The sequence below is a fragment of the Nocardia sp. NPDC051756 genome (assembly GCF_040681495.1).
GTDB lineage: Bacteria > Actinomycetota > Actinomycetes > Mycobacteriales > Mycobacteriaceae > Nocardia.
Genome location: NZ_JBFAYV010000001.1, coordinates 108,068 through 121,003 on the forward strand (window position 1 = coordinate 108,068; position 12,936 = coordinate 121,003).

At 65.6% G+C, this 12,936-nt stretch carries 18 protein-coding genes; 12 read left to right on the top strand and 6 right to left on the bottom strand.

The annotated features are described in order from the left end of the window. Positions 1 to 23: 23 nt before the first annotated feature. Together AB0M22_RS00535 and AB0M22_RS00540 are read left to right on the top strand one after the other, a co-directional pair. Positions 24 to 1,598, top strand: coding sequence for an FAD-dependent oxidoreductase (locus AB0M22_RS00535; protein ID WP_364721586.1), 1,575 nt, complete (start codon positions 24 to 26; stop codon positions 1,596 to 1,598). A gap of 21 nt (positions 1,599 to 1,619) precedes the next feature. Further along, the gene (locus AB0M22_RS00540) at positions 1,620 to 2,273 is read left to right on the top strand and encodes a Rid family hydrolase (RefSeq protein WP_364719162.1); all 654 of its coding nucleotides are present in this window, start codon (positions 1,620 to 1,622) and stop codon (positions 2,271 to 2,273) included. A gap of 1 nt (position 2,274) precedes the next feature. Here the strand turns inward: AB0M22_RS00540 and AB0M22_RS00545 are convergent, their stop codons facing one another. Then, positions 2,275 to 2,679, bottom strand: a complete 405-nt coding sequence (locus AB0M22_RS00545; protein ID WP_364719164.1) for a pyridoxamine 5'-phosphate oxidase family protein — start codon at positions 2,677 to 2,679, stop codon at positions 2,275 to 2,277. Between the two features lie 152 nt (positions 2,680 to 2,831). On the opposite strand from AB0M22_RS00545, the gene AB0M22_RS00550 reads away from it, so the two are divergent. After that, the gene (locus AB0M22_RS00550; RefSeq protein ID WP_364719166.1) at positions 2,832 to 3,182 is read left to right on the top strand and encodes a hypothetical protein; all 351 of its coding nucleotides are present in this window, start codon (positions 2,832 to 2,834) and stop codon (positions 3,180 to 3,182) included. Positions 3,183 to 3,262: 80 nt separating this feature from the next. Continuing rightward, a complete protein-coding gene (locus AB0M22_RS00555; RefSeq protein ID WP_364719168.1) occupies positions 3,263 to 4,411 on the top strand; it encodes a hypothetical protein in 1,149 nt (382 codons plus the stop codon). 30 nt (positions 4,412 to 4,441) lie between these two features. Here AB0M22_RS00555 and AB0M22_RS00560 read toward each other — a convergent pair whose 3' ends face one another. Further along, positions 4,442 to 4,870: a hypothetical protein gene (locus AB0M22_RS00560; RefSeq protein WP_364719170.1), complete on the bottom strand. Its 429-nt coding sequence runs from the start codon at positions 4,868 to 4,870 to the stop codon at positions 4,442 to 4,444. Between the two features lie 451 nt (positions 4,871 to 5,321). Further along, the gene (locus tag AB0M22_RS00565; protein ID WP_364719173.1) at positions 5,322 to 5,588 is read right to left on the bottom strand and encodes a glutaredoxin domain-containing protein; all 267 of its coding nucleotides are present in this window, start codon (positions 5,586 to 5,588) and stop codon (positions 5,322 to 5,324) included. 92 nt (positions 5,589 to 5,680) lie between these two features. Here AB0M22_RS00565 and AB0M22_RS00570 point away from each other — a divergent pair, with 92 nt between their 5' ends. Then, the gene (locus tag AB0M22_RS00570) at positions 5,681 to 6,616 is read left to right on the top strand and encodes an aminoglycoside phosphotransferase family protein (protein ID WP_364719175.1); all 936 of its coding nucleotides are present in this window, start codon (positions 5,681 to 5,683) and stop codon (positions 6,614 to 6,616) included. A gap of 103 nt (positions 6,617 to 6,719) precedes the next feature. Then, positions 6,720 to 7,124, top strand: coding sequence for a hypothetical protein (locus AB0M22_RS00575; protein ID WP_364719177.1), 405 nt, complete (start codon positions 6,720 to 6,722; stop codon positions 7,122 to 7,124). A 7-nt stretch (positions 7,125 to 7,131) separates the two neighbouring features. Here the strand turns inward: AB0M22_RS00575 and AB0M22_RS00580 are convergent, their stop codons facing one another. Together AB0M22_RS00580 and AB0M22_RS00585 are read right to left on the bottom strand one after the other, a co-directional pair. Further along, a complete protein-coding gene (locus tag AB0M22_RS00580) occupies positions 7,132 to 7,359 on the bottom strand; it encodes a hypothetical protein (RefSeq protein ID WP_364719179.1) in 228 nt (75 codons plus the stop codon). Next, the gene (locus AB0M22_RS00585) at positions 7,356 to 7,691 is read right to left on the bottom strand and encodes an AAA family ATPase (protein WP_364719181.1); all 336 of its coding nucleotides are present in this window, start codon (positions 7,689 to 7,691) and stop codon (positions 7,356 to 7,358) included. The genes AB0M22_RS00580 and AB0M22_RS00585 overlap by 4 nt, the downstream gene beginning before the upstream one ends. A 114-nt stretch (positions 7,692 to 7,805) precedes the next feature. Here AB0M22_RS00585 and AB0M22_RS00590 point away from each other — a divergent pair, with 114 nt between their 5' ends. The 6 genes from AB0M22_RS00590 to AB0M22_RS00615 all read left to right on the top strand — a co-directional run bounded on the left by AB0M22_RS00590 (position 7,806) and on the right by AB0M22_RS00615 (position 12,482). Further along, on the top strand, positions 7,806 to 8,144 hold the full coding sequence (locus tag AB0M22_RS00590; RefSeq protein ID WP_364719183.1) for a hypothetical protein: 339 nt from the start codon (positions 7,806 to 7,808) through the stop codon (positions 8,142 to 8,144). A 93-nt stretch (positions 8,145 to 8,237) separates the two neighbouring features. Further along, positions 8,238 to 8,843 (top strand): TetR/AcrR family transcriptional regulator, encoded by a 606-nt coding sequence (locus AB0M22_RS00595; RefSeq protein ID WP_364719186.1) that lies wholly within the window; start codon positions 8,238 to 8,240, stop codon positions 8,841 to 8,843. 14 nt (positions 8,844 to 8,857) lie between these two features. Continuing rightward, complete coding sequence (locus tag AB0M22_RS00600; protein WP_364719188.1) at positions 8,858 to 10,387, top strand: NAD(P)/FAD-dependent oxidoreductase; 1,530 nt, start codon at positions 8,858 to 8,860, stop codon at positions 10,385 to 10,387. A gap of 25 nt (positions 10,388 to 10,412) precedes the next feature. Next, entirely contained in the window at positions 10,413 to 11,228 is an 816-nt protein-coding gene (locus tag AB0M22_RS00605; RefSeq protein ID WP_364719190.1) for a mycofactocin-coupled SDR family oxidoreductase, read from the top strand. A 117-nt stretch (positions 11,229 to 11,345) separates the two neighbouring features. Then, positions 11,346 to 12,005, top strand: coding sequence for a VC0807 family protein (locus AB0M22_RS00610; RefSeq protein ID WP_364719192.1), 660 nt, complete (start codon positions 11,346 to 11,348; stop codon positions 12,003 to 12,005). 123 nt (positions 12,006 to 12,128) lie between these two features. Further along, entirely contained in the window at positions 12,129 to 12,482 is a 354-nt protein-coding gene (locus AB0M22_RS00615) for an HPF/RaiA family ribosome-associated protein (protein ID WP_150402653.1), read from the top strand. Here the strand turns inward: AB0M22_RS00615 and AB0M22_RS00620 are convergent, their stop codons facing one another. Beyond that, positions 12,483 to 12,932, bottom strand: coding sequence for a hypothetical protein (locus AB0M22_RS00620; RefSeq protein WP_364719194.1), 450 nt, complete (start codon positions 12,930 to 12,932; stop codon positions 12,483 to 12,485). It lies immediately after the preceding gene. Positions 12,933 to 12,936: the final 4 nt, after the last annotated feature.

Consider the following 12,936-nt stretch of genomic DNA (forward strand, 5'->3'; position numbering starts at 1 on the left):
TGACTGTCACCAGGCGATCTTTGATACAGGGCCTCGGCGTGACCGGTGGCGCGGGACTGGCCTACGGCGCGCTGTCGACGCTCGGCCTGGCGCCCGCGCCGGCCGAGGCGCCGCAGCGCTTCGACCCGCCCGCGATGGGCGATCTGATCGGGCGGGCGTCGGGCAAGAACTCGGTCGTCGTGCTCGGCGGCGGGCCTGCGGGGTTGTGCGCGGCCTATGAACTGCGCAAGGCCGGCTACGACGTCACGGTGCTGGAGGCCAGGCAGCGGCCGGGCGGCCGGGTGTGGTCGATCCGCAACGGAACCAGCGAGACCGACCTCAACGGCGAAACCCAGCACTGCACGTTCTCCGACGGGCACTTCTTCAACCTCGGCGCGACCCGCATTCCGCAGGGGCACATCACCCTGGATTACTGCCGCGAATTAGGTGTCCCCATCCAGCCTTTCGGCAATCAGAACGCGAATACGCTGGTGCACTACAAGAGCGACACCGCGCTGTCCGGGCAGTCGGTGCAGTACCGGACGGCGAAGGCCGATGTGTACGGCTATATGGCGGAGCTGTTGCAGAAGGCGGCGTCCAGGGGCGCGCTCGACGATGTGCTGTCGACGGCGGACAAAGAGGCGCTGTCGTCGTTCCTGCGCGACTTCGGCGATCTGTCCAGCGACGGGCGCTACGTCGGATCTCCGCGCCGCGGTTACGATTCCGAGCCCGGCGCCGGAATGAACTTCGGTGCGCCGCGGCAGCCGTACCCGATGTCCGACGTGATCCGCGGCGGCCTCGGCCGCAACTTCAGCTTCGAGTTCGACTACGACCAGGCCATGATGATGATGACCCCGATCGGCGGGATGGATTGCATCTACTACGCCTTCCAGCGCAAGATCGGCCTGGATCGGATCAAGTTCGGGGCCGAGGCGACCGCGCTGCACAATACGACCGACGGGGTACGGGTCGAGTTCACCCAGGGCGGCAAGCGGCAGGTTGTCGACGCGGACTACTGCGTGTGCGCACTGCCGCCCAATCTGGTCGGGCGGCTCGCCAACAACCTTCCCGCCGATGTGCTTTCGGCGCTCAAGGCCGCGGTGCCGGTGTCCTCCGGCAAGCTCGGCATCGAGTACTTGCGCCGTTGGTGGGAGCTGGAGGACCGGATCTACGGCGGTGCCAGCAACACCGATAAGGACATCGCCCAGATCATGTTCCCCTACGACCATTTCAACGCCGATCGCGGCGTGGTGGTCGGCTACTACAACACCGGCAAGCGGCATCAGGCGTTCGAATCACTCACGCACAAACAGCGATTGGCCAAGGCGGTCGCCGAGGGCAAGACGATCCACGGCGAGAAGTACGGGCGCGATATCAGCTCGTCGTTCTCCGGCAGCTGGCGGCGCACCAAGTATTCCGAGGGCGCGTGGGTCGGCTGGTCCGGTAGCGACGCGCACGGCGGTGTCGCCACCCCCGAGTACACCAAACTGCTCGCGCCGGTCCAGCGCATCTACTTCGCCGGCGATCACCTGTCCAACGCGATCGCCTGGCAGCACGGCGCTTTCACTTCGGCGCGCGACGTGGTGACCGCGTTGCACACCCGCGTCGCCGCCAGCTGACCTCACCCCAAGGAGTATCGAATGACCCGACCGTATGCCGCTGCCGCACTCGTTGCCGCCGCGCTTGCACTCACCGCTTGTACCGCGGAGCCCGAGAAGATGACGACGGAGGCGGTGAGCACCAAGCCCGTTCTCGAAGCAGGACAGGCGAATCCGATGATCGCGCAGGGTGTGGTGATCGCCAACGGCGCCGCGCTCTACAAGACGAGCGGCATCGGCCCCTCCGTGGCCAACAAGGCGGCCCGCGAGGGGAGTCCCGAGTTCTACATCGACCCAGCGCAATTCACCGGCGGGGTGCTGCCTGCCGGTGTCACCGTCACGGAAGCACAAGGCATGGCGGTGCTTTCGCGGATCAAGGAGAACCTGGAGGCGCAGGGACTAGCCCTGGACAACGTGACGACCATGCGGGTGTTCCTGGACAACGCGCCGGGCACCGATCGAGCCGACTATGCCGGCTGGAATCGGGCCTACCGCCAGTACTTCGCCAACACCAACCTGGACAGCGGCGATACCGAACTCGTGCCGCTCGGCACCGCGGCGCCCGCGGCTCCGGTGGTCCGCAATGCCGCACGGCCGACCCGCTTCGCGCTCGAGGTCGCCGGCCTTCCGGTCGCCGGTTGGCTGGTCGAGGTCGAAGTAGACGCCGTGTACCCGGCGAAGGGAACCGCGTCCTAGCTCAGGCGCCGTTGCCGATGTATTCGATGCCGGTGATGATGTCCGGATCGATCACGATCAGCTGGTTGTCCACCGTTTCGGACTGTAGATGGACCTGGTAGTGCGCGAGTTCCTGCTGGTCGGTGACGGTGTCTGCGATGCCGGTGATGATCACGCACCGGCCGAGGCTGGTGTGGTGGTCGATGGTGTCGACCTCGTAGGCGACGACCTGGCGGTGCAGCGTGCGGATCATCGCCGGGTCGGCGGCGATCACGATGCAGCCGTCCACGACGGTGTGCCGGACCGGGCGGATCGTGGGTAAAGCATGCCGCGAGAACGCGATACGGCCGAATCGGACGGTGTGCAGCAGGTCCAAGGAATCCTCTACCGACAGCTCACGCGTCTCGCTTGCGCGGTGGGCGGGCATGCCTCCATTGTCCCACCTGTCGCGGATCGGTTTCGGGGCATGGACGTCGATGGCGAAAAATGCACGGGTATCCGTAAAATTAGGCAACGCCGTGGGTCCCGAAGCGTGGCTCGAGGGTGGCGTCGAGCCATGTTTTGATCGAGGAGGACCACATGCCATATTCCGCACGGCTCGGCTACACCGGCAGCTCCACTCGCGTCCGCCTCCCCCATCGAGCCGTCGATATGTCCTACGAATCGCCTGGTAGCAGTACGGAATTCGCGGATGCCAGCGATCGCCTGGTCCGGCACCTGTTCGATGTGGGCCTGCAACTGCACCATGTGCTCGACGACCTCGACCCCACCGCGCAGCCTCAGGTCCGGGAAACCATCACCGCCCTGGTCGATGATCTCGACATGCTGATTCGTGACACAGGATTGGCCATGCTCGCCCTCGCCAGCGAACGCCAGGGGCCCACACCCGCCGACGGCCAAATCCCGCGCGCCCGGTTCCGCCGCCGCTGAGCGGTGCGTCGACTCGTCGGTGCCCGGTGGGTGGGATCGCTGGTCGACGGGGGTTCGGGCCGCGTGTTACGACGGGCGGTGTGAATCCGATTGGGCCGCTCGGGGCTGCTGACGAAGGTTTCAACCATCAGATCGTCGATACCGTCGCGACGGTCGGCACCAGTGACCTGGCCTGGACCGAGAAGGTGTGCGCGATGGCGTGTGCGCCGGATGGGTCGGTGCAGCTGGGGTTCGGGTTGGGGCAGTACAAGAATCGCAATGTGCTCGACGGGTACGCGGGGGTTTCGCGGGGCGTCGAGCAGGTGACGGTGCGGGGGAGCCGGACGTTGCTGCCCACGCCGGAAGCGTTGTCGGTGGGGCCGATCCAGTACGAGATCGTGGAGCCGCTACAGCAGATTCGGTTCAGCTTGGCGGAAAACGACTGTCAGCCGGTCGCTTTCGAGTGGACCTTCGAGGCGGCGCTGCCCGCGCAGCTCGAGGATCGCACGTACCTGCGGCGCGGATACCGGGTGATGTCGGATCTGGTGCGGTATCACCAAATCGGTACTGCCTCAGGGTGGGTGAGCATCGACGGGGTGCGGACCACGTTCGAGGACTGGGTGTCGACCAGGGACCACTCGTGGGGTGTGCGGTACGACGTCGGGGTGCCGCTCGGCGATGTGGAGTCGATGGATCTGCCGCCGGAGGTGTCGTTCCGGATGATCTGGGCGCCGATCCTGATGACCCGCCCGGACGGGTCGCGGTACGGACTGCACCTGCATTACCAAATCGTCCAGCTGGACGGGTTTTTCAGCAAAACGGTGATGGGTGGGATCGAGCACGCGGACGGCCGGTTCGAGAAGTGGAAGGATCTGGTGCCCGAGCTGTCCTTCGATCCGGACAATCGGCGGCTGCGCGGCGGTGAGATCCACGCGACGTCCGAGGACGGTACCGAGCGAGTGCTGACCTTGGAAGCGGTGTCGGACACCGGATTCCACCTCGGGGCCGGTCTCTACTTCGGCTTCGAAGGGCGGCACCACGGTTCCTGGCTCGGTCCCGGACTGCACGTAGACGGCGAGCGGATCGAGGACTGCTCCACCTATGAATCCGCCCGCCGCTTACATCAGATCCGCGACACCGTGGTCCGGGTAACCGATTCCACCGGCGCGGTCGGTGTCGGCAACTGTCAGCCGATCATCACCGGGGGTGACGAGTCCCTTGAGTTGACCAAGGAGTCGTCGTTCATGTGAATCGTCGACCGCGACCCAGTCGTCGGTGTCCTACTCGGCGACGAACTTCAGGTTGCTTTGCTTCGCATTGAACTCGATGTCATCGGTGAATGACACGGTGACGTTGCCCATTGCGCCCTTCGTCCATTTCATCTCGTCATCGGGCTCGACGGTGACGGTCAATCGCTGCGGCTCGCCGTCGCACCCCGGCTTCTCCACGTTCTCCTTCTTTTCATCGTCGTAGTCGGTAACGACGAGCTTTGCGGTACCCACGTTTTTGGCGACGACCTTGCCGTCCTTGTCGAGTTCTTCGACCAAGACAGCGAGCATCTTGTGCTTCGCGCCGGCGGGGCAGGTGTAGAGGACGTCGACCTTCAGGTTGTCACCATCGAGAGCGGCGGCGGCGATGCCGAGGGACTCGCCGTCTGCGGCCGATGCGATACCGCCCATGCCGATCTGCATCGCCGCGGCAATCGCCATCGCGCTGCCGACCAGGACCTTTGATGTGCGCATAGAAACGCTACCTCCCATTGCTGTTTCGGCGACGCCGGTGGCCGAGCCAAGAGCTCCCGCGCGTCATGGATTCTCGGCAGAAGCTGCCGGCTGAAACATTTGAAGCAGGCTCTGGGCAATGCTCGTGCGAAATGTGGAACGGCGTCCATCGCATTGTCCGGGGCCCGATTGCCGGGCGTTATCGCGGCGGCAAGGGCAGGCGATGCGCGGCGGCCGCATGCCTGAACGTCGGAACTCGATGGATCGCGCAAAGGTTAGCGCACGCTGTATGGCTCGGCAAAATGCCAGGTCAGGGGTTGTTTATGGGGGTAAGCGCAATGATCGGAAATGACCGGAAATTACACCCATCCAGAACTGTCGCGGCAACGAATACGTTAGTGAAGTTCGAATTGCTCGTTGACTGAATCGAACCTCGCCGCTATGGCGTCCGCGGTGGTTCGGCCAGCGCTGCGCGGACCTCGGCGATACTCGGATTGACGAGCTCGTGTCCGTTCGCGATCACGGTCGGCGTCACCTCGTCCCCGCCGGTGATCGCCCGCACCTCCGCCGCGGCCTTCGGGTCGCGGATATCCACCCGGCGGAACGGAATCCGCGCCAGCCGCAGCCGCGCGCCGAGCCGCAGGCAGAACGGGCACCCCCAACGCCAGTAGACGGTGATCGGCGCGGACGGGGCGGAACTGGTCATCCATCGAGCGTATACCCGCTTTTCGCTCGTGTCGGCCTGCGCCCGCGCGAAATTCGATCGATCTGGGCTGACGATGGATCTACCTTCGGGGCGTGATCGATCGAGCTCCGGACCATCGGCAAGCCACCGCAATGCTCGGCTCGGTCTGGCCGGATGTGGTGGTGACCGATGTCCGTATTCGCACAGGCGGGCAATTGAGTTCGGTCTACGAAGTGCGGTGCGCGGAGCCCGCGGAGCCGGTGATCGTGAAGGTGTATGCCGATCAGTGGCGGTGGAAGCAGGCCAAGGAGGTCTTTGTCTACCGTTTGTTGCGCGCACACGGGATCGGTCCGGTGCCGGAGATTCTGCGGGTTGAGCAGGACATCGACGCGTTCGGTGGTGCGTTCACCGTGATGACGGTGCTGCCTGGTCGGCCGCTTTCCGAAGTCAGTGCAGATCTCGATGAGGTGCAGATCGCCCGCGTCTATCGTGAGATGGGCGAGACGTTGGCGGCGATCCATCGGATAGTGCAGCCGGCCTACGGCTATCTGACCACTCGAATACTCGATCCGGAACCGGACAACACCGCCTATATGACGCGTCAGTTCGCGAAGAAGCTTGCCGAATTCGAGGAACTTGGCGGTGATCCGGCACTGTATGCCGGTATTCACGCCTATGTCGCGAACCGGATCGAATTGTTCGGTCGCTGCGAAGGTCCGGTGTTGTGCCACAACGATTTCCACGAAGGAAACGTGCTCGTCGAACGCAATGCGGACAACTGGACGATGACCGGTTTCATCGATGTGGAGAACGCGCTGGCCGGCGACCCACTCCTGGATCTGGCGAAGGCCGATTACTACTCCGTGCACGGCGACCCGGTAAAGCGAGCGGCCCTTGCGGAAGGTTATGGTCGCCTCCCGGCGGACTGGTCCGCGCGATCGACGCTCTATCGCCTCTATCACGCGCTCGAACTCTGGGACTGGTTCGCCTCGATCGGTGACAAAGCGCCACTGCCCGGTATCGCCGAGGACATCCGGCGAATGATCTGAAACATTCGGCGGTTTGTGTCACGCCGATCGGTTCGGCGAGTGAGGATGCAAGGTATCTCGCCGGTGCGTGGTGCTCCGGTGCCCAGGACTGAGGACCAAATTCATGACGGATAGAACCATCTGGATGCGAGTCGGGGTTGTTGCGGGAATGGTGGGGGCCGCGGCGGTATGTGCCATGCCGGGGGCGGGTGCGACGGTGACGCAGGTCGGTATGTCGCCGGGGATCAATTTCGGGTCCGCGACCAATTACGGGACCGGCTGCACGTATCAGGCGAAAGCGAAGCTGACCGATGTGGTGCAGCCGGTTGTGTTCTACGACAACGGAATTCCGTTCGCCCTGGTGAAACCGTCCGGCGGTGTCGCGCTGGTGGATTGGGTGCCCGCGACGCAGGGCCTGCACACGATCAGCGCGGTGCAGGCGCCCGACGACACCGTGATCGCGAGTGTGGACCTGCGGGTCGGCAACGGCGTGCACCTGGGCTACGGCTGCAATGTCTTCGGCGGCTGAGCCTGGCTCAGTCCCGGTCGACCAGATGTCGCAGGTAGCGGTCCGGTTCGGCGAGGAAGTCCCTGGTCAGCCGGACCGGTAGCGCCTGATCGAAGGCGACCTCGGCGATGTCACCGTCCTCAGCGATCTCATAGATGGTCGCGCCGGGCAGCGCGAGCAGGATCGGGGAGTGGGTCGCCACCACGAACTGGCAGCCTCGGGCGGTCAGGTCGGCCAGCAGCGCCAGCACGGTCATGCAACCGCGAGGTGACAGCGCTTGCGGGTACCCCACTTGACCACCAAATGGTCGCCGAGGACGGACTCGGTCGATCGAGTGCTGAAGCGGTAGTGCTGGCTGCCGCCTTCCGGATTCATCCCGACGGCCACCGCCAGCGCCTCGACGAGAGTGGACTTGCCGCTGCCGTTCTCGCCGACCAGGAAGGTGACGCCCGGCGACAGGGCGAGGCCGCCGGCCCGCGCGAGCTGGGTTACGGCAGGCAGGCAAAACGGATATTCGTCCATGTCGACGGCGTTCGGCGCGAGCCGCAGTTCGCGGAGGAATCCGGGTCGGTCGACGTGGTTGCGCACACCCCATCGTAGGAGCGAACAGGACAGTCGGAATTGCCTGGTCAGAATTTGTTTCGCCGAGTGGTGAGCGCGGCGGAGCGGGGCTACCATCACCCCATTCAGAAGGGGACCGTCATGATCAAGGTCGAGCTCGATATCCATGCCGACCAGCCCAATCCGAAGTGGCTACTGGCGCCGGGGGACGAGGCGCAGCTACACGGGTTGATCGCCGCGGCGCCGCGGGCGAGCGCGGGTGACGGCGAAAACGACGGTGCCTACAAGGGTTTCGTCGCGCAGCTGTCGGACGAGGAGACCGTGCGGGTGCAGCGCGGGGTCATCGAGATCGCGCGCGGTGCGGAACGCACGTATCGCACCGATGGCGATCGCGCGGTCGAGCGGTGGTTGCTGGCCACCGGACGGTCGACGCTCGCGCCGTGCGACTACCAGACCGTCGTTGCGGCGCTGTGGGATTGACGCGCGCGTAGCCGCTCACTAGTTCATATCTTCGACATCAGGTCGGCTATCGCACTCTTGACGCATTGAACAAGTTGACGCAATATGTTCAATATGAGCAGTGTGGCGCCGGAGGCACCCCGGGGTGAGGCCTCGATCGAACTGGTCCTCGGCGCGGCGGAATGCGTTCGGCGCCACGGGGTCAACGGATTTCGGCTGACCGAGGTGGCCAAGATCGCGGGGGTGTCCCGCGGGACGGTCTACAACGGCTTCGGCGACAAGGAAACCGCGATCAACGCCGGGCTCGCCTACCTGTGCAACGCCTTCATCGAGGGATTGGCGGCGGGCGTCCGGCCGCTGCCGACGCTGCGCGAGCAGATCGGCGAGGCGGCGGCGATGATCTACGACCACGTCAAGACGCCGCAAACCTTCTCACCCGCGCTGCGCACCGAGAGCATCATCGCCACGCTGCTCGAACACTACGGCGACCACCTGTGCCACAGCTGGGCCGCGTTCTGGGCGACGCTGGTGATCGAGGCGCAGGAGCGCGGCGAGATCGCCCGCGGGCTGGAGCCGTTGCACGCGGGCGACTGGATCGTCCGGGTGCTGCTCAGCCTGGAGATCCTGCCGTTCGTGGTGGCCGATTTCGCCGGCCCGGACGACGTGCGGGCGCGCACCGGTGACTTCCTGCTCAACGGTCTCGCGCCCCGCAATACCTAGAGAGTGCAAACAACATGGCAAGTGACGACTTCGAGGTCGCAATCATCGGCGCCGGTCCCGGCGGAATCACCGCGGCCTATCACCTATTACGTTCCGGGATAACGAATTTCGTCATCCTGGAGCGCGCGGGCGAGTTCGGCGGCAGCTGGCGCGACAATGTGTATCCCGGTCTCGCCGTAGATATTCCGACGCTGTTCTATCAATTCCCGTTCGCCCGCAAGGCGGATTGGTCGCGGCTGTTCCCCGAAGGCGCCGAGATCCAGCGGTACAACCAGCAGGTCGCCGAGGATCTGCACCTGTACAAGTACTTTCGCGGCAACTGCGCGGTGGAACGCGAGGTGTGGGACGAGCAAGACCAGGTCTGGGCGCTCGCCATCGCCGGCGACGAGCCGGTCCGGGCGCGGTTCGTCATCAACGCGGTCGGCGGATACATCAACGCGAAGTCGACCGACGCCATCCCGGGCGCCGACGAATTCGGCGGGACGATCCTGCGCCCGAATGCCTGGGATGCCGAATACTCGTGCTGCGGTAAACGAGTCGCCGTGATCGGGACCGGATCCAGTTCGGTGCAGATCGTCGCGGCGGTCCTCGACGAAGCCGAGCAGGTGGATGTCTATCAGCGCACACCCTCGTGGATCCTGCCCAAGCCGGACTTCGCCTTTTCGCCCCGCGCACAACGGATTCTGGCAATGCCAGGAGTGGCCGCGGCGATCAACGGAGCGGTACTGGCGGCCATGGAGCTACCGCTGCAACTGATCTGCAACGTCCTTCCGCTCCTGCCACGCCGGCTACTGGCCGCCGTGCTCCCGCAGTACGACAAGATCTGGCGCGGACTGTACCGAGTCCTGTTGCGGCGCAAGATCAGCGACGACGCCGACCGGGCGGCACTGGTCCCGCGCTACGGCATCCTCGCCAAGCGTCCGGTGTTGTCCAGCAGCTTCTTCGCCGCCCTCGAGTCGGACTCCGCGTCGCTGGTCGCGAACCCGATCGAACGAATCACCGCCGACGGCATTCGCACGGCCGACGGCACGGACCGCCCGTACGACCTCATCGTCCTGGCCACCGGCTACGAGCTGTTCACTGATCCGGAGACCTATCAGCCCGGAACAACTTTGGGCCCCAACGGTTTCGACCTTGCCCACGAGTATCGCGGCAACGGCCTACGCAGCTATGGCGGGTCCTCGCACCCCGGCCTGCCCAACCGCTGGGCCCTCGTCGCACCCCAGGGCTTCGTCGGCGCGGCCTGGCACACCTTCGTCGATCTCACCGCGCGCCACGCGGTCCGGGTGATCACCGAGGCCAAGCGTCGGGAAGCGGCTGTCGCACAGGTCCGTACCGAGGCGTTCGCCCGCTGGGTCCGCAAGATGAACCGGCACGGCAAGGTGATCAGCACCTACACCGCCGACTGCAATCCCGGCCTGCGCACCTATTTCGTCAACTCGCAGGGCGAGGCGCTCTATTACCGGCCGCAAACCATCAGTGGCGCAATGTGGTTCAGCCGGTTCTCGTCGATCGACGACTACTCCTTCACCTCCCACAACTGAATCCATCGAGAATCGAGGGAACACTATGACCGCACTCGCCGGAAAAGTAGCGCTGGTGACCGGAGCCGCTCGCGGACAAGGACGTTCGCACGCGGTCCGGCTGGCCCGCGCCGGCGCCGACATCGTCGCCATCGACGTCTGCGCGCAGAGCGCGAAGTTCAGCGGCTATCCGATGGCCGAGCCGGAGGATCTCGCCGAGACCGCCCGCCTGGTCGAGGCCGAGGGGCGCAAGATTCTGACCAAGCAGGTCGACGTGCGCGACCTGACCGGACAGCAGGACGTCGTGGCCGAGATCATCGCCACCTTCGGCCGCCTCGACATCGTGGTCGCCAATGCCGGCGTGTGCAGTTGGGGCCGGCTCTGGGAGATCTCCGCCGAGCAGTTCCAGGAGGCCATCGACGTGAACCTGGTCGGGGTGTGGAACACGGTCAAGGCGACGGTGCCCGCGATGATCGAGGCGGGCAACGGCGGCTCGATCATCACCGTGAGTTCCTCGGCCGGGGTCAAGGCGCCGCCCGGCTGCGGGCATTACACCGCAAGCAAATTCGGCGTCGTCGGCCTGACCAAGTCGCTGGCCGTCGAGCTCGGCGAGTACGGCATCCGGGCGAACACGGTGCTGCCGTACGGCACCAACACCCCGCTCGGCAACGACACGTCGATGTACTCGATGTTCGAGCAGCACCCGACCTTCGTCTACAGCTTCCCGCCGAACCTGCTCAGGACCGACGGGCTGGTCGAACCGGAGGAGATCTCCGAGGTCGTGGTGTGGCTCGCGGGGGACTCCTCCGGCGTCATCACCGGCGCTCAGATCCCTGTCGACAAGGGTTTCCTGGCCAGATAGCCCGGCATGACATGTGTCATGCCGTAGTCGTGATGGTTGACAGATCTGCGCGCCGGCCGGTCTCCGTAGCGTCAATTCTCGTAGCGCACCGCTGAATACGCCGACGAGGAGCATCCGATGACCATCACCGCATCCGACACCAGCAAGATCGACCAGCCGGTCGAGTCGCCGGTCAAGCAGTACGCCTGGGTGGCGTCGATCGCCCGCGACATCGCCGTCCCGGTCGGCGCGTACTTCGTCCTGCACGCACTCGGCTACAGCGATTTCGCCGGGCTGCTCGCCGGCACCGTGGTCTCGGCGCTGATGGTGATCGGGCAGGCGATCCGGTCCCGGCGCTTGGAGCTGATGTCGGCGATCATCCTGGGCGGCTTCGTTTTCGGGCTCGTCGCGTCGCTGATCAGTGGTGACCCGCGGATGATGATCGTCAAGGATTCCGCGGCGACGGTGCTGATCGGTCTCGCGTTCCTGATCAGCGCCATGATCGGCAAGCCGCTGACCTACCTGGTGGCGCGCAAGGCGGTCAGCGCGGGCGGTCCGGCGAAGGTCGCCGAGCTGGAGACGGCCTACCGCACCGATCCGGCGAAGCGCCGCGCCTTCACCGTGCTGACCGTGCTGTGGGGCGCGGGCCTGATGTTCGAGGCCGCGATCCGGATCGTGCTGGCCTACCAGCTGCCGATCCACACCATGGCGTGGCTGTCGCCGGTGCTGATGATCGCGGTGGTCGGGCCGCTGATCGCGCTCAGCATCGTGGCCCGCAATCGGGGCCGCCGCGCCTGAGGTCACGGCGGTGCAGGCCCGGTCCGACGCGGACCGGGCCTTCCGCTTATGACCTCGGCCACTCGGGTCACGCAGGTAGTGTCGGTTTCGTGGAGTTTGCTACCTAACGGAATGGAGAAAGCTGTGCAGATCCAGATCAATACCGGAAGCGGCATCCACGGCGGCGAAGACCTGATGCGGTGGGCGGAAGCCGAGATCGCTTCGGTGCTCGACCGTTTCAGCGAACAGCTGACGCGGGTCGAGGCCCACCTGACCGACCAGAACGGCGACAAGGGCGGGCCGGAAGACAAACAGTGTGTGCTCGAGGCCAGGCCCGCCGGACAGCATCCGGTCGCGGCCACGCATCGTGGCGAAACGCTGGAAGAGGCGGTTCGCGGTGCGGCCGACAGCATGGCGCACCTGCTCGACAGCAAGTTCGGCCGGCTGCACCACGCCAAGGGCGGCGAGACGATCCGGCACATGGCCGCCCCGGAGTGATCAGGCCCCGGTAGTCGAGCCCGGCCGGACGATCATCAGCACGGTGACGACGACCCACAGCAGGTTGAAAATGCCTGTGTCCATGCCGAGTCGGCGGATCAGCGTCGGCGTCGCGCCGGGCAGATCGGCGAGAATTTTGTGCTGGCCCGGCAGGATCAGCAACGCGAGCACGCCGGCGGCGGCCGCGGTGAGGCCGATCGCGATGACGAGCCAGGTGTCGGTGAGCACGCCGAGGCTGAGTGCGGTGAGCGCGCCGAAGACGGGGACCAGAATCCCGAGGTAGGCGTAGACGCGGCAGATGCGGTGCAGCGTGCTCAGCACGGCGGGTTCGCTGCCGGGTTCGGCCAGGGCTCGGCGCGTGGTCGGCGGGAACATGCTTGCCGCGACCGTCACCGGTCCCACGGCGAGGATCACGGCCAGCACGTGGACCGACAGCAGAAACTTCGTCACAGCG